The sequence below is a fragment of the Deinococcus hopiensis KR-140 genome (assembly GCF_900176165.1).
Taxonomy (GTDB): Bacteria; Deinococcota; Deinococci; order Deinococcales; family Deinococcaceae; genus Deinococcus; species Deinococcus hopiensis.
Genome location: NZ_FWWU01000009.1, coordinates 2,231,377 through 2,252,904, shown reverse-complemented (window position 1 = coordinate 2,252,904; position 21,528 = coordinate 2,231,377). Strand labels below are relative to the sequence as shown.

The following is a 21,528-nucleotide window of genomic DNA, read 5'->3' as shown; positions in this document are numbered from 1 at the left end:
CGAGAAGGGGCGGGGGTGATGATCGTCCGCGTGACCTTCCCTGATCGGTCCCACGCTCCGGCCATCATCGTTGATGGGGGCGGTGGGCTGGCCTTGGCACCGTGACGTGATGAGGTCCGGTTGCCGCGCCGTCTGCGAGCCAGGTCTCTCGGGCGCTCTGGATAAGGAGTGGCTCCACGCGGGAGCTACCGCCGAGGGTAGCAGGCGGAGGCGTGGGGGGTCAACCGCCGCGAGCGGGAGAGGTGCACACCTGCCCCCTTCTCCCGAGCCGCCGGCACGGAAGCCGCGCGGGGTACTTGGAGCAAAACCGCCTATGTCAGGCCGAGGCCGCGCACGCCGGGCATTTGCCGTACAGCGTGACCTCGTGCGCCTCGACGATGAAACCGCCGGGATACACCGTGCCACGCGGCAGGGCGACGGGGCAGGTGTGCAGGGTAAAGACCCGCCCGCAGCCCGTGCAGGAAAAATGATGGTGGTGGCCGCCTCCCGCCCGCTCGTAGCGCGTCTCGCCGTCCAGGGTGACGGGGTGAATCTGGCCCTGCTCGGTCAGGAGCTTGAGGGTCCGGTAGACTGTGGCGATGCCCAGGCCAGGCAGGTCCGCCTGCGCGCGTTCCAACACGTCCACCACCGCGAGGGGCCCCTCGGCCTCCCCCAGCACGCGGGCGATCACGTCGCGCTGGCGGGTGCTGCGGGTGGCCGTCATGCCGCCTACGCTAGCAGACGGGCCCCCGAAGCATCAAAAAACGAAACACAAAATTCTCGAAGGCGTCGCCTATGCTGGCCGCCATGCCTTCCCTCGGATGGATCGCGCTGGGCCTGCTGGCGGCGCTGGGCGGTGCGGGCGTCACCGTGTTTGGAAAACTGGGCCTGGAGGGCGTGAACCCCACCCTCGCCACGGCCCTGCGCGCGGTCATCATGGCGCTCGTGATGCTCGGCGTGGCGCTGGGCACTGGGCAACTGGGGCCGCTCCTGTTCGGCAAGGCGCACCTGACGGGCCGGGCATGGCTGTTTATCACGCTGGCGGGCCTCAGCGGCGCAACGTCTTGGCTGGCCTATTTCGCGGCGCTGCGGGTGGGACCGACGGCGGGAGTGGCCGCGCTGGACCGCCTGAGCCTGGCCTTTATCTTTCTGTTCAGCGCCCTCGCTCTGCGCGAGCCGCATGGATGGCGCGGCTGGTTGGGCGCGGTGGTGCTGCTCGCGGGGGTCTATTTGATGGCGGCGGACCGGTGAGGATGAGGCGGCGCACGGAGCGCGAGTTGGTGTTCGCGCCGCTGACCTGATGCGTCATGCCGTTGGTCAGGCCCAGGTACAGAGAGTCGGGGCCTGTCAGGGCCGCGTCCCCCTCCAGCAACAGAACGCCGCGGCCGTCAGCGTAGTAGCGCAGCGTGTATTCGGTGTGCAGCAGACACGGCAGTACGGCGGTAAGGGAGACGGCCAAGCTGGGGGCGGGGATGCGCCTCACTCAGGGCCAGGGCCGCGCACATCAGACTGACCCGCGTGGCGCTCGCAGCAGCGCAGCGGCCGGTGTACCCCCGGGGTGGCGGGTTTGTTCCGATCTGGAACCCAGCAGACGGGGCCACAGCCGCGCCAGTACAAACGGGGAAAACACGTTCCAGCCGGTATACACCCGCATGACTCCCGAGCAGGCGTGCGGTGCCGGCAACGCCGCACGCCTGGCGCCCGACCGAGCAACAGCCGAACGGGCGCGCAAGGGGACGGGCCGTCTCCCCACACGGTCGAGCGCCCCACCTCACGCCGAGATGGAGCGCAATGGCCCGACTTTCCTCACCCCTGATCCCGAATCCCCACTCCGGTTGCACCGTTTGCAAAGCGATTCAGCCCGAGCAAAGCGAGAAGGAGAGAAACGGGTTCCGGGCGTGGAGGGAAGCAACCCGGCGGCCTTCCGGTGTGTTCACGAAACGGACGCAACCCGTATAACGCCTCACCCCTCAGTACTGCCGGCCGAAAATCACCCGCTTGCCGTAGGGGCTGGGCTGGTCGCACTTCACGCAACGGCCCTCCTCGCGTTCATTGAAGAATTCCGCGTCATCCAGCGGAATATTACGGGTGGTGGCCTTTGTGTCGTCCTTGATGCTCTTCTCGCACGCCGCGTCCCCGCAGTGAAAGGCGCGCACCCAGTTCCCGCCCTCGATGGCGGCCTGCAGGTCCTCGTAGCTGTCGGCCTTCACGGTGTGCTCCATCATGTAGTCCGTCGCGCGGTCGAGCAGCCAAGTGTGAATGGCGTCCAGGCGAGCGGTCATACCACTCACGGCTTCGTTGCGGCCGAGCGTCTCCTTGTCCTTGCCGTTGCGGTTTTTCACCACCACCACGCCCTGCTCCAGGTCGCGGGGACCGAGTTCGATCCGGACGGGCACGCCCTTGAGTTCCCAGTCGTTGTACTTGAAGCCGTTGGTCACGCCGTCGCGTTTGTCCACCTTCACGCGGATGCCCTGGGCACGGAGTTCGGCGGCCAACTTCTCGCCTTCTTCCACCATTGCGTCGAAGTTGTCCTTGCGGCCTACGGGGATCACCACCACCTGAATGGGCGCGATGCGGGGGGGCATGATCAGGCCGAAGTCGTCCCCGTGCGTCATGATGATCGCGCCGATGATGCGGCTGGAAATGGCCCAGCTCGTGGTGTGGGCGTACGCCTCCTTCTGCTCGCGGGTCTGGAACTTCACGTCGAAGGCTTTGGAAAAGTTCTGGCCCAGGTAGTGCGATGTGCCCGATTGCAGCGCCTTGCCGTCGCGCATCATGCCCTCAATGGAGTACGTCGCCACGGCCCCGGCGAATCTCTCGCTGGCCGTTTTCTCGCCGCGCACCACGGGCAGCGCGAGCATATCGCGGCAGAACTCGTGGTACACGTCCAGTTGCTGCCGGACCTCGCCGCGCGCCTCGCCCTCGTCCGCATGGGCGGTGTGGCCCTCGTGCCAGAAGAACTCGGAGGTCCGCAAAAACGCCTTGGTCCGCAGCTCGGCCCGGAACACGCTGCCCCACTGGTAATGCAGGAAGGGGAGGTCCCGGTAACTGTTGAGCCACCCGCTCCACATGTGCCCGATGATCGTCTCGCTGGTAGGGCGCATCACGTAGGGCTCGGCCAGCTCCTCGGTGCCGATTTTGCTGACCGTGAACAGTTCGGGCGCAAAGCCCTCCACGTGGTCGGCTTCTTTCGTGATGAAGCCCATCGGGATCAGGGTGGGGAAGATCAGCGACTCGTGTCCGGTGGCCTTGAAGCGGTCATCGAGCCAGCGCTGGACGTTCTCCCACAGGGCCGCGCCGTAGGGCCGCACCACCATCGCGCCCGCCACGGGGCTGTTGTCGGCGAGGTCGGCCTTCTTGACCACCTCGTTGTACCAGTCGTTGAAATCCACGCTCTGGGGCGTCACTCCGTATTGCTGGGCCTTCTTGTCTGCCTTGCCGTTGTTGCCGCCGTCCTTCGTCATGGAGGGCATGATAGCGGGGCAGTTCCAGTCGGGGCATGGTGGCCGTTTCCCCGCCCGCTTCGCGCATCGCCGCTCGCCTGATCGGGGTTCCCGGAGCGCAGGCGTTGGCCCTGGGCGGCTCGCACGCGCGGAAAGGCCCGCTGGGACCCGGACATAGACCTGTCGTTGGCCTACGACGCTGAAAATGGATTCGATCTGGCGGCCCTGAACCCCCTGTACCGCGCGTTGGATGACGGGGTACGGCCCAGGCCACACGGCCCGGTGGCTGGGGAACCTGGGTGGACGGCGGCGCTCGGCTGACCGTGAACGGTCAGCGGGTGGACTTCATCTGCCGAGGGGCTGGGACGGGTGGCCCAGAGCGTGGAGGACGCGCGGGCGGCTGGCGGAGTTGCGTGAGGCTATCCGGACGCCCTCGCGCACGCTCTGGAAGCGCGCTACGGGTGGCAGACCGGCTTCTGGCTGAACGCGGCGGAAAAGGGTCTGCGCCGGGGCGACGTTCATGACGCCCAAGGCTGCGCTGATCAGGCGGTGATGGCCCGCGTGCAGGTGGTGTTGCTGTCTTCTCAACGAGAAGGGCATTCTGGCGCCCGCACCGGCGCTGCCTTTGGCCCCGACCGGGTTTGGGGAGCGGGTGAACGGCGCGTTGGTGGCCCTCAATTTGAACACGCTGGGCTGGGGGCTGAGCGGAGGCGACTGGGCGTGCGGGTTGAGCCCCTTTCTCTACCCCCACGGCCCTTCCCCCGGTGTCGTAAAGCGTACAAACTTACCCCTCACCCAAGGGGCGGTGATGGTCCAGTCAAGGGAATTGTCATTTCCGCGAGGACAGCGCGGCCTACGCTGCGTTCATGACGCAGAGCGACCAGACCGGACAGATCACCGACCGCATTGCCCAGGACCTGCGCGAGCGCCTGACGCGCGAGGGCGACCACCTGCAGGTCAAGGACGTGAACGGCGAATACGTCGGCACGGTAGACGGCCTGGAGGGCGACCGCGTGAAGCTCACGCGCAGCGGCAGCCACGATGGCCAGCACCACTACATCCCTCTGGTTCAGGTGGAAAGCCTGGATGAGGTGGCCGTGTACCTGAACGTCTCGCACAACGAGATTCAGTAGGGTCTGGCCATCCAACTGGCGGCGAGGCCTTGAGCTGGTCGGGCGCCGGGGCGCGCCCGCGCCCGGTCAGTTGACCTACGCGCCCTGGCAGATTTCCCCTCGGACGCGGCCTGAAACACTGGGCGCGTGTCCCAGACCCTCTACTTCTACCGAACGGCCCACCCGTTCTCCAATTTCCACCCCAGCGTCTTCACCGAAGCGGGCGTCACCTACCGTTGGGCCGAGCAGTACCTGATGGCCCGCAAGGCGCAGTTGTTCGGAGACGGGGAACGGCGTTCGGCCATCCTCGCCGCCTGCACCCCCGCCGAGTGCAAGGCGCTGGGCCGCCGCGTCACGCCCTACGACGATGCCGTATGGACCCGTGAGCGCCACGGCGTGGCTCTGGACATGCTGCGGCTGAAGTTCGGTCAGAACCCTGGACTGCGCGCCTTCCTGCTGGAGACGGGCGACGCCGAACTCGTGGAGGCGGCGCCCACCGACCGTATTTGGGGAATCGGCTTCAGCGAATCCGGTGCGGAGGCGAATCGCCACGCCTGGGGCGAGAACCTGCTGGGTAAGGCGCTGATGGACGTGCGGACGGAGTTGCGGGCGGTGGGCGAAGGGTAGCTTTCATTCTCTGGAACCGGTCCCACCTCTTCCCGAACGCCTTATGCTGTCCGGGTGCTGAATTCAGAGCTCGCCGCACGGTTGCGGATGGCCTTCGACGATGACCGGGACGCAGAGACTTTCCTGCTGCGCCTGAAGCGCTACGGCGCGGACCTGCAAGACAGCCTGCGTCCGCTGTATGGGGAAGAAACGGGGACACTGCTGGGTCAGTTGCTGGAAGTCATGCTGCGCGCCTTCCATGCCCGTCCCACCGATCTGCGGCGACTCGATGAGGCCCGGCTGTTGCAACCCGACTGGTTGCAGCAGCCCGGGATGGTGGGCTACGTGGCCTATGCGGACCGCTTTGCCGGGACCTTGAGGGGCGTGGGCGAACATCTGGAGTATCTGGAAGGTCTGGGCGTCACGCACCTGCACCTGATGCCGCTGCTCAAGCCGCGTCCCGGCGAGAACGACGGCGGCTACGCGGTGGCCGACTACCGTGCGGTGCGCGAAGACCTGGGCAACATGGACGATTTGAGTGACCTGGCCCGTGCGTTGCGGGGCCGGGGCATCAGCCTGGAGCTGGACCTGGTGCTCAACCACGTCGCCCGTGAGCACGAGTGGGCCGAACGGGCGCGAGCGGGCGATCCCAAATACCGTGCCTACTTTCACATCTACCCGGACCGGACCGGGCCGGATGCCTACGAGCGCACGCTGCCCGAAATCTTCCCCGACTTCGCGCCGGGCAATTTCACCTGGGATGAGGAGGCCCAGGGTTGGGTCTGGACCACCTTCAACGCCTACCAGTGGGACCTGAACTGGGCCAACCCCGGCGTGTTTTTGGAGTTTGTGGACCTGATCCTGTACCTCGCCAACAGGGGCGTGGAGGTGTTCCGGCTGGACGCCATCGCCTTTTTGTGGAAGCGGCTGGGCACCGACAGCCAAAACCAGCCCGAGGTTCACCTGCTCACCCGCGCCCTGCGGACCGCCGCGCGCATCGTCGCGCCTGCGGTGGCCTTCAAGGCGGAGGCCATCGTCGCGCCGGCGCAGCTGATTCACTACCTGGGCCGGGGCGCTCACCATGGGCGCGTGTCCGACATGGCGTACCACAACAGCGTGATGGTGCAGCTGTGGAGCAGCCTTGCCAGCCGCAACACCCGCCTGTTCGAGGAAGCCCTGCGTGCCTTTCCCCCCAAGCCCACCACCACCACCTGGGGCGTCTACGTGCGCTGCCACGACGACATCGGCTGGGCCATCAGCGACGAGGACGCTGCCCGCGCAGGCCTAAGCGGCGAGGCGCATCGGCGCTTCCTCAGCGACTTCTACAGCGGCGGGTTTCCCGGTTCGTTCGCGCGCGGGCTCGTCTTTCAGTACAACCCCGCCACGGGGGACCGCCGCATCAGCGGCATGGGCGCGAGCCTCGCCGGGCTGGAGGCGGCGCTTGAGGGCGGAGACGAGGGACGTGTGAACGACGCCATCGACCGCCTGCTGCTGCTGCACGCCGTCATCCTGGGCTTTGGCGGTGTGCCCCTGCTGTATATGGGCGACGAGTTGGCGCTGCTGAATGACTACGGCTTCGCGGACGTGCCCGAACATGCCCCCGACAACCGCTGGGTTCACCGGCCCTGCATGGACTGGGCGTTGGCTGGGCGCATAGAAGACGAGCCTCAATTGCCCGCTGCCCGCGTCAATGCCGGGTTGCGCCACCTGCTGCGCGTCCGGCGCGAGGCGCCCCACCTGCACGCCAGCATCGAGAGCCGGGTGATGCCCAGTCCCGATGGGCGGGTGCTGCTGCTGCGCCGCGAACATCCCCTGGGCGAGATGGTGCAGGTGTACAACTTCAGCGAGGACAGCGTGACGTTGCCCGCCTGTTCCCTGAGGAACGCCCTGGGTGAGCGGAGCCAAGACCTCCTGAGCGGGAGCGCGTTTAACCTCAATGGCGGCACCCTGCATCTGGAACCGTACCGGGCGCTGTGGCTGGTGGGGGCGGAGTAGGCGCGTGGCCTACGCCACAACCTCGGTCCCCCATTCCCCCATGCGGGCGCGGAAGCGGCCTGCATCTTCTTTGGTCCCTGGGGTGCCCATGGCTGTACCGGTCAAGTCCCACCGCGCCCCGCCGCTCCGGAAACCGGCCCTTTTGCCCTCCTGATCGCGTTCCCGGCGGCCTGATTTCCCTGAACTTGCCTTGTCCACCTTCACCATTGGTTGCCCCACCCACGGCTCCCTGGCCGGTCTCTTCGCCCTGCGCAGGGATGTTGCTGGGGCCGAGCGCCGACTCGCTTTCCTGCGGGAACGGTTGGAAGCAGCGACATTTCGTCTCGGTCAGGGCCCGATTCTGCGCTTGGCGCGGGGGGTAGAGGGTACGGCCCTGCTGTCTGGCTCCCCGCAGGTGCCGCTCATTTCTACGTTCCGTGCGGACACACCGGGGGAGGCCATCACCCTCCTCTCGCCCACGCCCTGCGTAAACGGGCCGTTCCGGAACGCCTCCTGCGGGTGCAGGACATGGACGCCCTCACAATGACCCAGGCGCCCTGGGGCGGCGGGCTGGACGCTGGACTCCGAGCACGTGCCGTGCGAGACAACCCGGCGTGCCCAGCCTTACCCAGAAGACCCCGCGGTGGTGGAGGGCGGTGAAACCGAGCTGGCCCGGCCCGAGGTTTGGCCGTTGCTCGCCCACCTGGGGCGGGAGGACTTTGGGCTGTCCCAGGGCTGGCGCTGTTGCAGGAAAGAGGAGGGCGTGGTGGCCGCCGGAGCCGTGGGGGCTGCGCAGCGTCCCGGGAGCGCGGGAACCGGATCGGCGTGCGGCCCGGAGCGCGGGGCGGTCACCTCGGCACACGGCTCCACGCTCACCTGCTGGCCCCCTCGCCGCGCAGCAGTTCGGGCCGGATCAGGGCGGAGCGGACGCGGGCAACGCGCCTGTGCGCCGCGTCTTCGGGCCGCATGCCGATCAGCTTCGGGCAGCCCAGCGCTACTTCCGGCAGGCCTGACCCCTTGCTCCCTCCCGCCCCCGTCGCGTATAGTCTTCTCTTGGTCAAGTGGGGCAGGGCGACCAACAGTCCCGCGTGGACGGCCCGAACCCCGGACACGAGCCCCACCTCAAGGTGGGCGCGACTGGGCCACGAAGGAGGGCACGCCAGATGCCTAAGATGAAGACGAAAAAAAGCGTGACGCGCCGCGTGAAGATCACGGCGACCGGCAAGGTCATGGCGTTCAAGAGTGGCAAGCGCCACCAGAACACCGGCAAGAGCGGTGCGGAAATCAGCAGCAAGGGCAAGGGTTTCGTCCTCGCCAAGAGCGAGTGGGCGCGCATGAAGCTCGCCCTGCCGAAGGGGAAGTGAACTAGATGCCACGCGCCAAGACTGGAACGATCCGCCGCCGCCGCCACAAGAAGGTGCTCAAGCGCGCCAAGGGCTTCTGGGGCAGCCGCTCCAAGCAGTACCGCAACGCCTTCCAGACGCTGCTCAACGCCGCGACCTACGAGTACCGCGACCGCCGCAACAAGAAGCGTGACTTCCGCCGCCTGTGGATTCAGCGCATCAACGCCGGTGCCCGCCTGCACGGCATGAACTACTCCACCTTCATCGGGGGCCTCAAGCTCGCCGGGGTGGACCTGAACCGCAAGGTGCTGGCCGACATCGCCGCCCGCGAGCCCGAAGCGTTCCGCGCCCTCGTGGACGCGGCCAAGGGTGCCCGCAACAAATAAGCGCCACCTGTTGAAAAGGCCGCCTCCCACACGGAGGCGGTTTTTTGCACTGCGTTCACAGGGAAACGTGCGGGGGCGGCGGCAAGAGTACAGAAAGGGAAGGCGGCGTAAGGTAAGGGCATGCCCGCCGCTCCACTTCCCGAAGATGAATATGGACGGCTTCTCGATCTCGCCCGTTATGACATCCTCGATACAGCTCCTGAAGAAACGTTTGACCGCCTCACCCGGCTGGCGGCCCGTGCGCTTCAGGCTCCTGCCGCCATTATCAATTTTGTGGATCAACACCGGCAATGGGGCAAGTCCTGCTTCGGCACTGGCGACAGCACGGCGCCGCGCGAGCGTTCATTTTGCGCCTGGACCATCCTGGGCGGGGAAGTGCTGGAGGTGCCGGACGCGGCGCTTGACCCCCGCTTTCAGGACAACGCCCAGGTCACGGAGGCGCCCTTCATCCGCATGTATGCCGGCGCTCCACTGGTGACGCCGCTCGGACACCGCCTGGGGTCCATTTGCATTATCGACAGCCGACCCCGGACGCTCAGTGCCGAAGACCGGGCGACCTTGCAGGACCTGGCCGCACTGGTGATGGACGAATTGGAACTGCGGCTGCGCCAGCAGGAGCTGGAACGGCAGGTGGAGCAGCAGGGACAGCAGTTGCGCGATTTGCAGCGGTTCGTGTCGCACGCCCAGGTGCTCGAAGAGGTCAACAGCCTCCTCGACTCGGCGCTGACCCCCGAAGAAGCCACCCTCGCTGCTGCCCAGATGATCGGCGCAACGGTCTACGCGGACTGGACAGGCCTGATCACCGTGGAGGGGGAGGACCTTTCCATTCAGGTGGCCCACCACCAGCCCGACCTGAGCCCCGCCCTCCTGGAGTTTGCCCTGCGCCTGCCCCGTCTGGTTGGAGGCGTGACCCGTTCCTTGCACGGCGCCGCCTCCACCGTCTACCTTCAAGATTACGCCACGCATCCGCTCGCCCTGCCCGAAGCGGTGGAGGCTGGAATTCGGGCAGCGGCCTGGTTGCCCCTGGGACACTTCGGAGAAACCACCTTTTTGCTGGTGGTCGTACGGGCAGAACGTGGTCCCCGGGCGGCATGGCGCCAGAGTGACCGCGCGTTGCTGGACGCCGCTGGCCGCAGCGTGCGCGCCGCGTTGGAGCACCGAACTGCCCTGGCCCTGCGGGACCAGATGGCCCGCCAAGATGCCCTGACGGGGGTAGGAAACCGGCGAGCCTTCGAGGAAGCCCTGACGGCCCGGTTGGCCTCTGGTGGGCCTTTTACCCTGGGGTTGATCGATCTGGACGGCTTCAAAGGGGTCAATGACAATGAGGGCCACGCCACCGGCGACCACCTGTTGCGCGTCTTTGCCACGGCCTTACGCGGCGAGTTGCGCCGCTCAGGTGAGGTGTACCGGTATGGGGGAGACGAATTCACGTTGCTGCTCGACCCTCTGGGTGAGGACGACGTCCTGGAATGCGTGGACGTCGCCGTTCTGGCGGCGCGTCAGGTAACGGTCCAGCCGGTGGGCGCCAGTGTCGGGCTGATCGACAGCAAGGCGGGCAGCGACGCCCGGAGCCTCATCGAGAGGGCAGACGAACGGATGTACCGGGAGAAAGCGCGGCGGCAAATGACGCGCGGCCAGAACAGAACAGTCGAATAAACGCTTAACCCACCACAAGCGGTGCCTCCGTCCCGTACCCTGTCCTTCATGAGCGTCATTCTCGGCATCGATATCGGCGGCAGTGGCATCAAGGGGGCGCCCGTAGACACCGTCACCGGGCAACTCGTGGCCGAACGGCACCGCATTCCCACGCCTCCGGGGGCGGCCCCCGACGCTGTGCAGAACGTGGTGAACGAACTGGTCCGGCATTTCGGGCACACGGGCGCGGTGGGCGTCACCTTTCCCGGCATCGTGCAGGGCGGCAAGACCCTGAGCGCCGCAAACGTCGACAAGGGCTGGATTGGACTGGACGCGGCAGCGCTGTTCTCGCAGGCGACGGGACGCGAGGTCTTCCTGATCAACGACGCCGACGCGGCGGGCCTGGCGGAAGCGCAGTTCGGCGCCGGAGCGGGCGTGCGGGGCGTGGTGCTCGTCTTGACCTTCGGCACCGGTATCGGCAGCGCCCTGATCCACGACGGCGTGCTGGTACCCAACACCGAACTCGGGCACCTGTACCTGAAGGGTGACAGACACGCCGAGACCTGGACTTCGGACCGCGCGCGTGAGCAGGGCGACCTCAGCTGGAAGGAGTGGGCGGGCCGCGCCGGCAAGTACCTCGCGCACCTGGAGCTGCTGTTCTCGCCGGATCTGTTCGTGATCGGCGGCGGGGTGAGCAAGAAGGCCGACAAGTGGAGCGAGTCCCTTGTCGCCGAGCGCACCCGCGTCGTCCCCGCGCAGCTTCGCAACGAGGCGGGGATCGTGGGAGCGGCGTTGGTGGCAGCCCGGCGGTTGCAGGGGCGTTAGGGCACTGCAACCGCCAGTCAATTCGGGCGGAGGAACTTCTCCCGACCCGGTCACGTACTGTGATCTGTATGGGATTCTTGAAAAAGATGATGGCGGCCGTCGGCATCGGTGGAGCGCGTGTGGACGCCCTCGTGCAGAATCCGGCGGTCCGGGTGGGCGAGGACCTCACCGGCGTGGTGCAGGTGACGGGGGGAGCGCTGGAGCACCGCGTCGAGCGCATCAACCTCGGCCTGACCACCCGCTACAAGGCCGACGACGCCTACCTCGTCCACACCCTTTTCACCGAGCCGGTGATCGGCGGCTTTGACCTGCGCCCCGGCGAGAAGCTGGAATTTCCCTTTCGACTGCCCATTCCCCACGGCACGCCCCTGACCTTGCCCGGAACGGCCGTGTGGCTCGTCACTGACGCCGACATCGCCGCCGCGGTGGACCCAGGCGACACCGATCACCTCCAGATTCTGCCCAGCCGCGAGATGGAGGTGGTCATCGGGGCCGCACAGCGCCTGGGCTTCCACCTGAAGGCCAGCGAGGTGGAGTACCACCACGGGCGCGTCGTGCAGGAATTGAGCTTCGCGCCGCCCCACGGCCAGTTCCGCATCAATGAACTGGAAGTGATGATGTTCCAAACGCCCGGTGGTCTGGACGTGCTGCTGGAAGTGGACCGCCGGGCGACAGGTATGGCGAGTTTCTTTACCGCGGAGTTCGAGCAAAAGGGCCGCTGGCACGTGCCGAACGAGACGTTGCTGCGCGGACCGGACGCTGTGGCGCACGAGCTGCGGGCGCGGATCGGGCAACTGTCCTAAAGGGGAGGCGGGCGCGCGGACACCCTCCACCTGCGGCCCACGCGCGGCACAATGCGCTCCATGACTTCCGGTTCCTCCGCCCCCGCTGACCCTCATGCTCCCGAACTCCTGACCTGCGACGTGCTATACACCGGCGTCGGTGGGGGCTTCGCGCCGGGTGGCGTGGTGGTGTCCGGCGGCACCGTGGCGGCCACCGGGGACCCGGCCATTCTGCGCGTGAGCCACCCGCACGCGCGCGAGCGGTACGTAGGACCCGTAATTGCCCCGCCACCCGTCAACGCACACACGCACCTGGACATGAGCGCCTACACGTTTCAGGCCCTGCCCTATTTCCGCTGGATTCCCGAGGTGGTGATTGCCCAGCGTGGGCGGCGGGGCGCGGCGGCGGCGGCGGCGGGGGCCAACACGCTGGTCCGCCTGCGCACGGCGGCGGTGGGCGATATCGTCTGGTCTTCCGAGGGGATGGACACCCTGCTCGGCCGCGAAGACCTGCGCGGCACCTTCTATTTTGAGGTGCTTGGCCCCTTTCCCGAACGCGCCGACGAGATTTTTGGGGCGGCCCGCACGCGAATCGAGGCGTGGCGAAAGCGGGAGCGTCCCGGCGGCCCACGCGTGGGCCTGTCGCCGCATACGCCCTACACCGTCAGCCACCGCCTGATGCGCCTGCTGACCGAGTACGCGGTGGGTGAGGGGTTGCCCCTGCAAATCCATGTGGCTGAACACCCCGCTGAGGCCGAACTGTTCCGCACCGGGGGCGGCCCGATCTGGGACAACCGCCCGCCACCCCTGTACCCGGCCACCTTCGCAGGCGTGATCGGGCGTGAGCCCGAACCGGAGCTGACCCCCGTGCGTTACCTGGCCGAACTTGGGGTCCTGGCGGGGCGGCCCACGCTGGTGCATATGGTGAACGTCACGCCGGACGACATCGCCCAGACGGCCCGTGCTGGCTGCGCCGTCGTCACCTGCCCACGCTCGAACGCCCATCTCGAGTGCGGCGTCTTTCCCTGGGCGGCTTTTGCGGCCGCGGGAGTGGAAGTGGCGGTGGGCACCGATTCCGTCGCCAGCGGCGAGAGCCTGGATGTGCGGGAGGACGTGGCCTTTGCCCGGGGGCAACATCCTGAACTGGACCCGCGCCTGATTGTGCGGGCTGCCGTGAAGGGCGGCCACCGGGTGGTGGGGACCAGGACGCCGCTGCTGCGCCGAGGAGACATCTGGGACGAGCGCCTGGTCTGGTGACGGAGGTGGGGGAGATCTGCTAGACTGTCAGGGTTGCCCGTCACGCACAACAGACGTGACGGAGGAGGCGAACACATGAAGACTGACATCCACCCCAAAGCCGTTCCTTGCAAGATTATCTACCAGGGCAAGGTCGTGATGGAAACCCTGAGCACCCGTCCCGAAATTCACGTGGACGTGTGGAGCGGCGTGCACCCCTTCTGGACCGGCGAAGAGCGCTTCGTCGATACCGAGGGCCGCGTCGACAAGTTCAACAAGCGCTTCGGCGACAGCTACCGCACGAAGAAGAAGTAAGCCGCGCGAAGCGAACACGGACCCCTGGGCTGCTCCAGGGGTTTTGTGTTGCCGAAGGCGGATGGCGAACGTCAGAAATCCAGAGAGGACGCTGTGGCCTTGCCGGGGAAAAAGGGTGGGCGTTCCATCAGCGTTGGGGCCCAGCGGTACCGTTGGAACTCTCGGGTGGCAGAGGCGGGGAGTACGGGAACAGGGCGCGGGTGAGCGGCTGGGGGTGATCTTGCCGGAGTGGAGCGGTCCGCGGCTGTCTGCCGGCAGCGGCGCTTCTCCTGGGCTGCCCCTTCCCGATCACGCCCGCCTTCGCCGCCTGGTCCACCTCTGGCGTGAGGGCTGAAGGCGGGGCTTTTGCCCCGGCCGCGGCAGACGTCCGAACGGGGTCCTCGGCCCTCCGCCTTCAGCAGCCTGCCCCCTCTGCTCTGCGGTCCCCGGTCCCTCTGCCATAATCCCTCCCGTGCTCAAGTCCCCCTACCACGGCGGCCACCTCGAAGTGATCGTCGGGCCCATGTTCAGCGGCAAGAGCGAGGAACTCATCCGCCGCCTCACCCGCGCCGTGATCGCCCGGCAGCGGGTGGCCGTGTTCAAGCCCGCGCTGGACAGCCGCTACCACGCCACCCACGTTGCCAGCCACGCGGGGCGGCAGATCGGGGCCGTGGCGGTGCCCGGTGTGTCTGCCATTCGGGATCACCTGGCGGGCGAGGGACCGCTGCTCTCCGCCCCGGGCGAGCGTCTGCCCGAGGTGGTGGGGATCGATGAGGCGCAGTTCTTCGGACCGGACCTCGCTCCGCTGGTGCTGGACCTGGCGGAGGCGGGCGTGCGCGTCATTCTGGCTGGGCTGGACCTTGATTTTCGCGCCGAGCCCTTCGGCTGCATCCCCGAACTGCTGGCCCGCGCCGAGAGCGTGGAGAAACTGACCGCCATCTGCACGGTTTGCGGCGCGCCCGCCACCCGCTCGCAACGCTTGATTGGCGGCATGCCCGCCCGCTTCGACGATCCGGTGGTGCTCGTGGGCGCGGAGGAAGCCTACGAGGCCCGTTGCCGGGTGCATCACGAGGTCCGGGGAGTGGAGGGCCTTTGGCCCTGAAAGGCCAAAGGCTAAGGGTCAACGGCTCCGCGCCCGCGCGGTACACCCCGCCGGTGCAGCAGCGCCGCCGCGATCAGGCCTGCCACGAAGCCGAACAGGTGCGCTTCCCAGGAGATCACGGGATTGGTGGGCAGCACCCCCCACAGCACGCCGCCGTACAGGAAGAGGGCGAAGGCGGCAGCCCCGATGGCGGGGGCCGTACGCTCCCACCAGCCCACACCCAGCAGGTAGGCGAGAAAGCCGAACACCAGCTCGCTGGCCCCCAGGTGAACGCTGCCGCCCCGGCCCAGCAGCCACACCAGCAGCCCGCCCACCACCACAATGACCAGGGTGGCCGCCAGAAATCGCTCCACGCCCCGCAGTGCTCCCATAAAGGTGAGCACGGTCAGGGGGCCGGTGTTGGCGATGAGATGCGCGAAGCCGTAATGCAAGAAGGGCGCGGTCAGCACGTGCCACACGCTGGCCGGGTCACGCGGCAGGATGCCGTAGCGGTCCAGCGAGCCGCCCAGCGCGAACTGGTCCACCGTCTCCTGCCCCCATAAGCCGCCGACCAGCAGCGCCGTAAGCAGGGCGGCGGACCGGACGGGCGAAGGGGAAGGGGGACGCGGGGCGGTGGAGGGGAGACGGGCCACGCTTCCAGTGTGCCACTGGGCAGATGGGCGCTTGTGAAGGCGCGCTTTGGGCCTTTAGCCTTCTGCTTTCTGCCGCGCCTTCAGCGCCCCATTCTCCTGCAGGTATTCCGCGATCTGCACTGCGTTCAGCGCCGCGCCCTTGAGCAGCTGATCGCCCGCGACAAACAGGTCCAGGCCGCCCCCGAAGACCAGCGAGGACCGGATGCGGCCCACCTCCACGTCGTACTTGCCGCTGGCGGTAAGGGGCATGGGGTAGAGCTTGGCCCCGGGCTCGTCGCGCACCTCCACGCCCGCCGCCTGCCGCAGCAGTTCGCGGGCCTGCTCGGGGGTGGCGGGGCGTTCCAGTTCCAGCGTGATCGCTTCGGAGTGGGTGCGCAGGGTGGGGATGCGCACGGCGGTGCAGCTGATCTGGAGGGACTCGTCCCCGATGATCTTGCGCGTCTCCCAGACCACCTTCATCTCTTCCTTGGTGTACCCGTTGTCCTGAAAGGCGTCAATGTGCGGAATGACGTTGAAGGGGATGGGGTGCGCAAACACCGACGCGCCGGCGTCGCCGCCGCCCAGAGCCACGCGGGTCTGGTCCAGCAGTTCCTCCATGCCCTTCTGACCCGCGCCGCTCGTGGCCTGGTACGTGGAGACGATCATGCGCTTGACCCCGTAGGCCCGGTGCAGGGGTGCGACGGCCACCACCGCGATGGCCGTGGTGCAGTTGGGATTGGCGATAATGCCTTTGTGGTGCAGCGCCGCCTCGCCGTTGACCTCGGGCACCACCAGCGGCACTTCCGGGTCGTAGCGGAAGGCGCTGGAGTTGTCGATGACCACCGCGCCGCCCGCCACCCACGCTGGGGCCTTCTCCTTGCTGATGGAACCGCCCGCCGAGGCCAGGATCACGTCGGCGTCAATGGCGCCTTCGGGCGTGGCGCGCACCGTCAGTTCCCGGCCTGCAAAGGGCAGCTTGAGCCCCGCCGAGCGCGGGCTGGCGTACAGCTGCAGCTCGTCCATCTGCAGCGTGCTGGCCTCCAGCACCTTCAAGAGTTCGTGTCCGACGGCCCCCGTGGCTCCCACAATCGCTACGCGCATCTTCAAACCCCTTCCCAAAAGAAAAAATCCGCCACGCATCTTGCGGGCGGCTGTAAACAACGCAGGCCGCCCGGGTCAAGTGATGGTGGTGGGGCGGCACATAGGGGCAAGGTAACGGCCCGGAGGCCGGGGGTCAAGGGGGCAGGGCTAGGCACGGGGGGTGTGGAGGGGGAGTCCAGGGTGTTGGTTTTGTGGGCCGGTTTCGCCGGCTGCTGGCCCCCGCTCTGCGGGCTGTACCGGTCACCCTGCTGCTGCGCCGCCCCCCTCTCCTCCGAGGGGAGAGGGGGCCACCGAGACGGCAGAGGACCACGCTCCAGACCCCGCCCCTACCGCTTCCGTTTCAGAAACGACAGCCATCCACTCTGCTCGGGCCGCCGCGTCGGGGCGATGTCCTCCATACGGATCTCGGCCTCGGGGTGGGGAGCGGCTTCCCAGCCCTGGGGAGTGGCGATCAGGCCACCAAAGCGCCCGGCCGCATACAGGGCGTGGACGTGTTCCTGTTCGGGCGTGGTGGCGCGCGGATCGGCGAGGGCCTGCAGCATGGCCTGAAGGCTGTCGTCCGCGCAGGTCCACTGCCCCCCGGCAAAAGTGGCCTCGTGACCGTAAATCCGAATCCTGACCGGCATGAACGCTCCCCGCGCCGGGGCGGGCTGAACCCCGTCCGGCTTCTCTCCTGATGGAATGACTCCTCCAGAATAGCGCAGGGGACCGGGGCGTGGGACGAATGCCTACACTTTGGGCTTGCTCGACTTGGGCTCGCCCAGCCGCCGCTCGGTTCCGGCGTGCAGCCGCGTGATGTTGTCCCGATGCTGCCAAGTCAGCAGCGTGGAGAGGCCAGCCACCACCACGACCAACCACCACGGGCGGCCCAGCGCCACCGACACGGCGGCTCCCGTCAGCGCTCCCAGAATGCTGCCCGCGCTGACGTAGCGCGTGAGCCACATGCAACTCGCCCCCACCGCAAAGACCACCGCGCCCACCACCGGGTCTAGCGCCGCAATGGTTCCGAAGCTCGTCGCCACGCCCTTACCGCCCCGCCAGTTCAGGAAGGGGCTGAAGTTGTGGCCGAGCACGGCCGCCACACCGCACACCGCGGCCCACACCGGCCCCAGCCCCAGCAGGTGCGCCAGACCCACGGCCAGCGCTCCCTTGAGGATGTCGAAGAGGGCCACGCCCAGCGCCGGGCCCTTGCCCAGCGAGCGCAGCACGTTGGTGGCTCCGCTGTTGCCGCTGCCCACCTTGCGGATGTCCACTCCCCGGGCGCGGGCCACCCAGGCGGCGGCGGGCACCGAGCCGATCAGGTACGAGGCCACCAGGGCCGGGAGGGCGAGCGCGAGGTGGGCGGGCACAGTCACGCAGTTAATTGTACGCACGCCCGCGGCCCGGCCGGGTTCAGGAAGGGTGAGGGAAGGGCGGGCCTCCGTGGGGTTGCGGCACCGCGGGGGTAGAGACGAACTGAAATCAGGTGGGCATTTCCCGTGGGTAAGCGAGCAGCGAAAGGGGCTGCGGCGCACACCCGGTGTGCGAATTTTGTGCCCCCTCACGGCGCCCACCACCGCGGCCGCTCTCCTTGAAAAACAGATGGACTTCGGTCTGTGGCGGGGCCCCGGAGAGATAGAGGTGTGCGTCCCCCTCCCGACGCCGCACGCGCTGCACCGGGAGCGGAACCCGCGGCGGGTGGACGTGCGGCGTCCGGTCCACCATCTGCGGGCGCGGGTCCCGGGGACGCTTCCCGCGGTGCGGAGGCGTCCTGTCCCCGTTTTGCCACAGCACGGGCACTTTGGTGACGGTCCCCTGCCGTTTTACGCTGCCCGCTGCCTCTCCCCGCCGGGCAAGGCAATGGGCGAGAAGAGACCGCACGCCTCCCCCAGCGGCACCAGGATTTGCCCAGCTTCCACCCGCGGCAGGCTGTGGGCCGCGTACGGCGTAGGCCCACAGCAGCTTGCGCAGGCGCACGCGAGTAGGCCCAGGGGCTGGGGACGTCGAGGTCATGTCCGCCTTCCAGTGGGGTGGTACTGGCGGTCAGCAGGTCCCGGGCAGAGCTCCGGGGCTTCCGGTGTAGCCTGCGCGGTCCTCCGGTGGGTGCGAATTCTCTTCAGGCGGCCTGTTTCCCCGTCCCCGTTATCCTGCGCCCATGACCCCAACGCAGCCGGACCCCGCCGAGCGTTATATCCGCCTCGCGCACGCCATTGATGCCCATTCAGAGGGCTTCGTGGACGGATACGGGGGGCCGCCGGAGTGGGCAGACCGCACGAAACGGGACCCCGCCGAGCTGCGCGCCGAGGCCGAGCGCCTGCTCGCCGACGTCGCTGAGGTGGAGGACGCCGAGCGCCGCCCCTTCCTGCTCGCCCAGGTGCGGGCGATGCACACGTTGACACGCATGCTGTCGGGAGAGGCGTTGCCCTACGAGGACGAGGTGCGCGGCCTGTTCGATATCGGGCCCGTACGGGCGAAGGAGGACGAATTGGAGGCGGCGCTACGCGAACTGGAAGACGTGCTGCCCGGTTCCGGCTCCCTGAATGCGCGCCAGGAGGCGCTGAACGTGCGGGTGGCCCTGCGCCGGGAGGACATTCTGCGGGTGGCCGAACCCATCCTGGCCGAGTTGCGGGCGCGCACCCGTAAGCGCTTCGGGCTGCCGGACGGAGAGAACTTCACCATCGGTCTGGTGAGCGACAAGCCCTGGGGTGGATACAACTGGCCGCTGGGCAACTTGCAGAGCCGAATCGACGTCAACACGGACCTGCCTGTACTGCTGCCCCGCCTGCCCGATCTGCTCGCCCACGAGGGCTACCCTGGCCACCACACCGAGCACGCCACCAAAGAGGCCCGCCTGGCGCGCGAGCGCGGCTGGCGCGAACACGGCATCCAGCTCATCAACGCGCCCGAGTGTGTGGTCAGCGAGGGCATCGCCATGAACGCCCGAGCGGCCGTTATGGAGCGCGGAGAACTGGACAGCTGGCTGACGGGCGAGCTCGCAGCCCTGGCCGGGCTGGACCCTGGAGACGTACGCGCCTACCTCGCCGCCAGCCGCGCCACCCAGGGTCTGAAGGGCGTGAGCGGCGCGGCGGCCCTGATGCTCCACGCCGACGGTGCTCCCGAGGCTGAGGTGCTGGACTTCGTTCAGCGTTACAACGTGGCGACGGAGGCCCGCGCCCGCCAGACCCTGCGCTTTATCTCGCAGCCCAACTTCCGCGCCTACATCTTCACCTACACCGTGGGCGACGATCTGGTGGAAGGCTGGATGGAGCGCCTCGGCCCGGAAGGTTTTCGCCGCCTGCTGCAAGAGCCGCTGACCCCGGGGCAGATGCGGGAGGTGCTGGGGCAGGCACAATAGGCCCATGGAGTTTCAGGCACAGGTGCGGCAGATGGGCTTTCCCGACAACATGCAGGTGGACCAGTCGGACACGCTGGAGGGCCGCGTCTTCCGGGTGACGGACGCATCGGGGGAGCGTGGGCTGGAAATTTTCGTCACGCGCGACGCCCTGGCGATGTATGGCGAGGGCCCCGTCACCGCCCTCGTGCTGGGGCGGCTGCGCGAGCAGGCGGGGCGGGCGTTGCGCGCCGCCGAGGCTCCCGGCATGTACGAGCGGCAGGTGTTCGTGGGCGACTGAAGGACGGATTCGACGTTTACCGCCGTCCGAATACGTCCGCCAACGCCGCCTGTGCTGCCCAGTACCCGCTCATGCCGTGGATGCCGCCGCCGGGGGGCGTGGCGCTGCCGCACAGGTAGATGCCGGGGACGGGCGTTCGGTACGGGGTGGGGGAGGGCACGGGACGGGCGAGCAGGCCCCACAGGTCTCCGCGCCCTCCGTTCACGTCACCGCCCTGAAATACGGGGCTGAAGGCCTGAAGTTGCCGCGCGTTCGTGACCCGGCGGCCCAGCACGAGGTCTCGGAACCCGGGAGCGGCCCGCTCGATCTGCGCCTCGATTCGGGCGGCGTAGGTGTCCGGCGTCCCGGGCGGAACGTGCGCGTAGGCCCAGAAGGTATGCCCCCCCACCGGCGCCCGCGAGGGATCGAAAGGGGTGTGCTGGGCGGCGAGCACATAGGGACGTTCAGGCAGGGCGCCCCGCGCCACCTCGGCCTCGGCCTGGGTGATGGCTTCCGCCGCGCCACCCAGATGAAGGGTTCCCGCCTGCCCAAGTGCCGGGTCACGCCAGGGCACCGGTCCCGACAGCGCGTAGTCGAGCTTCAGCAGGCCCGGACCGTACCGGTAGCGGCGCAGCCAGGCGGCGTAACCCGGGGTGGTGCGCTTTCCCAGCACTTCCAGCAGCACCTCCGGGCTGGAATCCACCAGCACTGCCCGCGCCGGGGGCAGATCGTGCTGGGTCCGCACCGCCACCCCCGTCTCGATCTCGCCTCCCAGGAAGCGCAGGTAGGCGGCCAGGGCGTCCGCGAGTGCCTGGGCGCCCCCCGCCGGAAAGGGCCAGCCCACCGCATGCGCGAGCGTGCCCAGAATCAGCGGAGCCGCGCCCGTGCCCGGGGTGGACAGGGGCAGATTGCTGTGGGCGGCCAGTCCGGCCCACGCCGCCCGCGCCTCCCGGGTGCGGAAGAGGTGCGCCGTCAGGGCCGCTGGGGGCAGTGCCCGCAGCCCGAACCGTGCCAGCGTGAAAGGATGCCGGGGCAGTCGGGGAATGGGCCGCAGCACGTCGTCCAGCAGTTCGCGCCACTGCGCCACGAGGGGAGCGAACAGGGCCCGCCACCGCTCCCCGTCTGCCCCGAGGGCCTGCACCGCCGCGTCCAGATCACGCCCGATCACCACGCCCATACCGTCTTCGAGCACGTGCCCGAACGGCGCGGCGGGCTGGACCCACCGCAGCCCGAAGGCGTGCAGCGGCCACCCGCGAAAGGCGGGCGACGCGAGGCCGAGGGGATGAATGGCGCTGCCGAAGTCGTGGACGAAGCCGGGCCGTGTCAGTTCGGCACTGCTCAGGCCGCCGCCCACCCGTTCGTGCCGCTCCAGCACCCGCACCTTCAGGCCGGCCCGTGCCAGCGTCACGGCGGCGGCCAGGCCGTTGGGTCCTCCTCCCACGATCACGGCGTCGAGCGGACGGGGAGCAGTCATGGGGGCAGGGTACCGCGCGATGGACGCCTCGGCCG

Annotated in this window: 23 protein-coding genes and 1 riboswitch; of the genes, 15 read left to right on the top strand and 8 right to left on the bottom strand. The window is 68.3% G+C overall.

Annotated features, from left to right (window positions below):
* Window positions 1-61: 61 nt before the first annotated feature.
* A riboswitch (SAM riboswitch) is annotated at window positions 62-168 on the bottom strand.
* A 148-nt stretch (window positions 169-316) separates the two neighbouring features.
* Complete coding sequence (locus B9A95_RS24365; protein ID WP_084049633.1) at window positions 317-703, bottom strand: Fur family transcriptional regulator; 387 nt, start codon at window positions 701-703, stop codon at window positions 317-319.
* 83 nt (window positions 704-786) lie between these two features.
* On the opposite strand from B9A95_RS24365, the gene B9A95_RS24360 reads away from it, so the two are divergent.
* Window positions 787-1,230, top strand: a complete 444-nt coding sequence (locus B9A95_RS24360) for an EamA family transporter (protein WP_084050949.1) — start codon at window positions 787-789, stop codon at window positions 1,228-1,230.
* A 719-nt stretch (window positions 1,231-1,949) separates the two neighbouring features.
* Here B9A95_RS24360 and proS read toward each other — a convergent pair.
* Window positions 1,950-3,443, bottom strand: coding sequence for a proline--tRNA ligase (gene proS / locus B9A95_RS24355; RefSeq protein ID WP_084050948.1), 1,494 nt, complete (start codon window positions 3,441-3,443; stop codon window positions 1,950-1,952).
* Window positions 3,444-3,478: 35 nt separating this feature from the next.
* Between proS and B9A95_RS34770 the strand changes: the two genes are divergently transcribed.
* The 4 genes from B9A95_RS34770 to B9A95_RS24335 all read left to right on the top strand — a co-directional run bounded on the left by B9A95_RS34770 (window position 3,479) and on the right by B9A95_RS24335 (window position 7,135).
* Window positions 3,479-3,625, top strand: a complete 147-nt coding sequence (locus tag B9A95_RS34770; RefSeq protein ID WP_212648376.1) for a hypothetical protein — start codon at window positions 3,479-3,481, stop codon at window positions 3,623-3,625.
* A 663-nt stretch (window positions 3,626-4,288) separates the two neighbouring features.
* On the top strand, window positions 4,289-4,555 hold the full coding sequence (locus B9A95_RS24345; protein ID WP_084049632.1) for a DUF2171 domain-containing protein: 267 nt from the start codon (window positions 4,289-4,291) through the stop codon (window positions 4,553-4,555).
* Window positions 4,556-4,681: 126 nt separating this feature from the next.
* Complete coding sequence (locus tag B9A95_RS24340) at window positions 4,682-5,161, top strand: riboflavin biosynthesis intermediates N-glycosidase (RefSeq protein WP_084049631.1); 480 nt, start codon at window positions 4,682-4,684, stop codon at window positions 5,159-5,161.
* A 54-nt stretch (window positions 5,162-5,215) separates the two neighbouring features.
* Window positions 5,216-7,135, top strand: a complete 1,920-nt coding sequence (locus tag B9A95_RS24335; protein WP_084049630.1) for an alpha-amylase family protein — start codon at window positions 5,216-5,218, stop codon at window positions 7,133-7,135.
* Window positions 7,136-7,986: 851 nt separating this feature from the next.
* Here B9A95_RS24335 and B9A95_RS24330 read toward each other — a convergent pair.
* Entirely contained in the window at window positions 7,987-8,226 is a 240-nt protein-coding gene (locus B9A95_RS24330; RefSeq protein WP_084049629.1) for a hypothetical protein, read from the bottom strand.
* A gap of 51 nt (window positions 8,227-8,277) precedes the next feature.
* Between B9A95_RS24330 and rpmI the strand changes: the two genes are divergently transcribed.
* From rpmI to B9A95_RS24290, 8 genes are all read left to right on the top strand, one after another.
* Window positions 8,278-8,478 (top strand): 50S ribosomal protein L35, encoded by a 201-nt coding sequence (gene rpmI, locus B9A95_RS24325; protein ID WP_084049628.1) that lies wholly within the window; start codon window positions 8,278-8,280, stop codon window positions 8,476-8,478.
* 5 nt (window positions 8,479-8,483) lie between these two features.
* Entirely contained in the window at window positions 8,484-8,843 is a 360-nt protein-coding gene (gene rplT, locus B9A95_RS24320; protein ID WP_084049627.1) for a 50S ribosomal protein L20, read from the top strand.
* A 120-nt stretch (window positions 8,844-8,963) separates the two neighbouring features.
* On the top strand, window positions 8,964-10,499 hold the full coding sequence (locus tag B9A95_RS24315; protein WP_084049626.1) for a sensor domain-containing diguanylate cyclase: 1,536 nt from the start codon (window positions 8,964-8,966) through the stop codon (window positions 10,497-10,499).
* Window positions 10,500-10,547: 48 nt separating this feature from the next.
* A complete protein-coding gene (ppgK, locus tag B9A95_RS24310) occupies window positions 10,548-11,303 on the top strand; it encodes a polyphosphate--glucose phosphotransferase (RefSeq protein ID WP_084049625.1) in 756 nt (251 codons plus the stop codon).
* A gap of 68 nt (window positions 11,304-11,371) precedes the next feature.
* A complete protein-coding gene (locus tag B9A95_RS24305) occupies window positions 11,372-12,106 on the top strand; it encodes a sporulation protein (RefSeq protein WP_084049624.1) in 735 nt (244 codons plus the stop codon).
* 60 nt (window positions 12,107-12,166) lie between these two features.
* Window positions 12,167-13,342 carry an amidohydrolase family protein gene (locus B9A95_RS24300; protein WP_425429967.1) on the top strand — a complete coding sequence of 392 codons (1,176 nt, stop codon included), beginning with the start codon at window positions 12,167-12,169 and terminating at the stop codon, window positions 13,340-13,342.
* 75 nt (window positions 13,343-13,417) lie between these two features.
* A complete protein-coding gene (gene rpmE, locus B9A95_RS24295) occupies window positions 13,418-13,636 on the top strand; it encodes a 50S ribosomal protein L31 (RefSeq protein ID WP_084049622.1) in 219 nt (72 codons plus the stop codon).
* A gap of 451 nt (window positions 13,637-14,087) precedes the next feature.
* Window positions 14,088-14,717 (top strand): thymidine kinase, encoded by a 630-nt coding sequence (locus B9A95_RS24290; protein ID WP_084049621.1) that lies wholly within the window; start codon window positions 14,088-14,090, stop codon window positions 14,715-14,717.
* An 11-nt stretch (window positions 14,718-14,728) separates the two neighbouring features.
* On the opposite strand, the gene B9A95_RS24285 is transcribed toward B9A95_RS24290, so the two are convergent.
* The 4 genes from B9A95_RS24285 to plsY form a co-directional block, all read right to left on the bottom strand.
* Window positions 14,729-15,349, bottom strand: coding sequence for a rhomboid family intramembrane serine protease (locus B9A95_RS24285; RefSeq protein WP_084049620.1), 621 nt, complete (start codon window positions 15,347-15,349; stop codon window positions 14,729-14,731).
* A gap of 54 nt (window positions 15,350-15,403) precedes the next feature.
* Window positions 15,404-16,429 carry an aspartate-semialdehyde dehydrogenase gene (locus tag B9A95_RS24280; protein WP_084049619.1) on the bottom strand — a complete coding sequence of 342 codons (1,026 nt, stop codon included), beginning with the start codon at window positions 16,427-16,429 and terminating at the stop codon, window positions 15,404-15,406.
* Window positions 16,430-16,755: 326 nt separating this feature from the next.
* Window positions 16,756-17,055 carry a hypothetical protein gene (locus tag B9A95_RS24275; protein WP_084049618.1) on the bottom strand — a complete coding sequence of 100 codons (300 nt, stop codon included), beginning with the start codon at window positions 17,053-17,055 and terminating at the stop codon, window positions 16,756-16,758.
* A 102-nt stretch (window positions 17,056-17,157) separates the two neighbouring features.
* Window positions 17,158-17,784 carry a glycerol-3-phosphate 1-O-acyltransferase PlsY gene (gene plsY / locus B9A95_RS24270; protein WP_245808467.1) on the bottom strand — a complete coding sequence of 209 codons (627 nt, stop codon included), beginning with the start codon at window positions 17,782-17,784 and terminating at the stop codon, window positions 17,158-17,160.
* Between the two features lie 779 nt (window positions 17,785-18,563).
* On the opposite strand from plsY, the gene B9A95_RS24265 reads away from it, so the two are divergent.
* Window positions 18,564-19,763, top strand: a complete 1,200-nt coding sequence (locus tag B9A95_RS24265; RefSeq protein WP_084049616.1) for a DUF885 domain-containing protein — start codon at window positions 18,564-18,566, stop codon at window positions 19,761-19,763.
* A gap of 4 nt (window positions 19,764-19,767) precedes the next feature.
* Window positions 19,768-20,040, top strand: a complete 273-nt coding sequence (locus tag B9A95_RS24260; protein ID WP_084049615.1) for a hypothetical protein — start codon at window positions 19,768-19,770, stop codon at window positions 20,038-20,040.
* 16 nt (window positions 20,041-20,056) lie between these two features.
* Here B9A95_RS24260 and B9A95_RS24255 read toward each other — a convergent pair whose 3' ends face one another.
* A complete protein-coding gene (locus B9A95_RS24255; RefSeq protein WP_084049614.1) occupies window positions 20,057-21,493 on the bottom strand; it encodes a phytoene desaturase family protein in 1,437 nt (478 codons plus the stop codon).
* Between the last annotated feature and the right edge of the window lie 35 nt (window positions 21,494-21,528).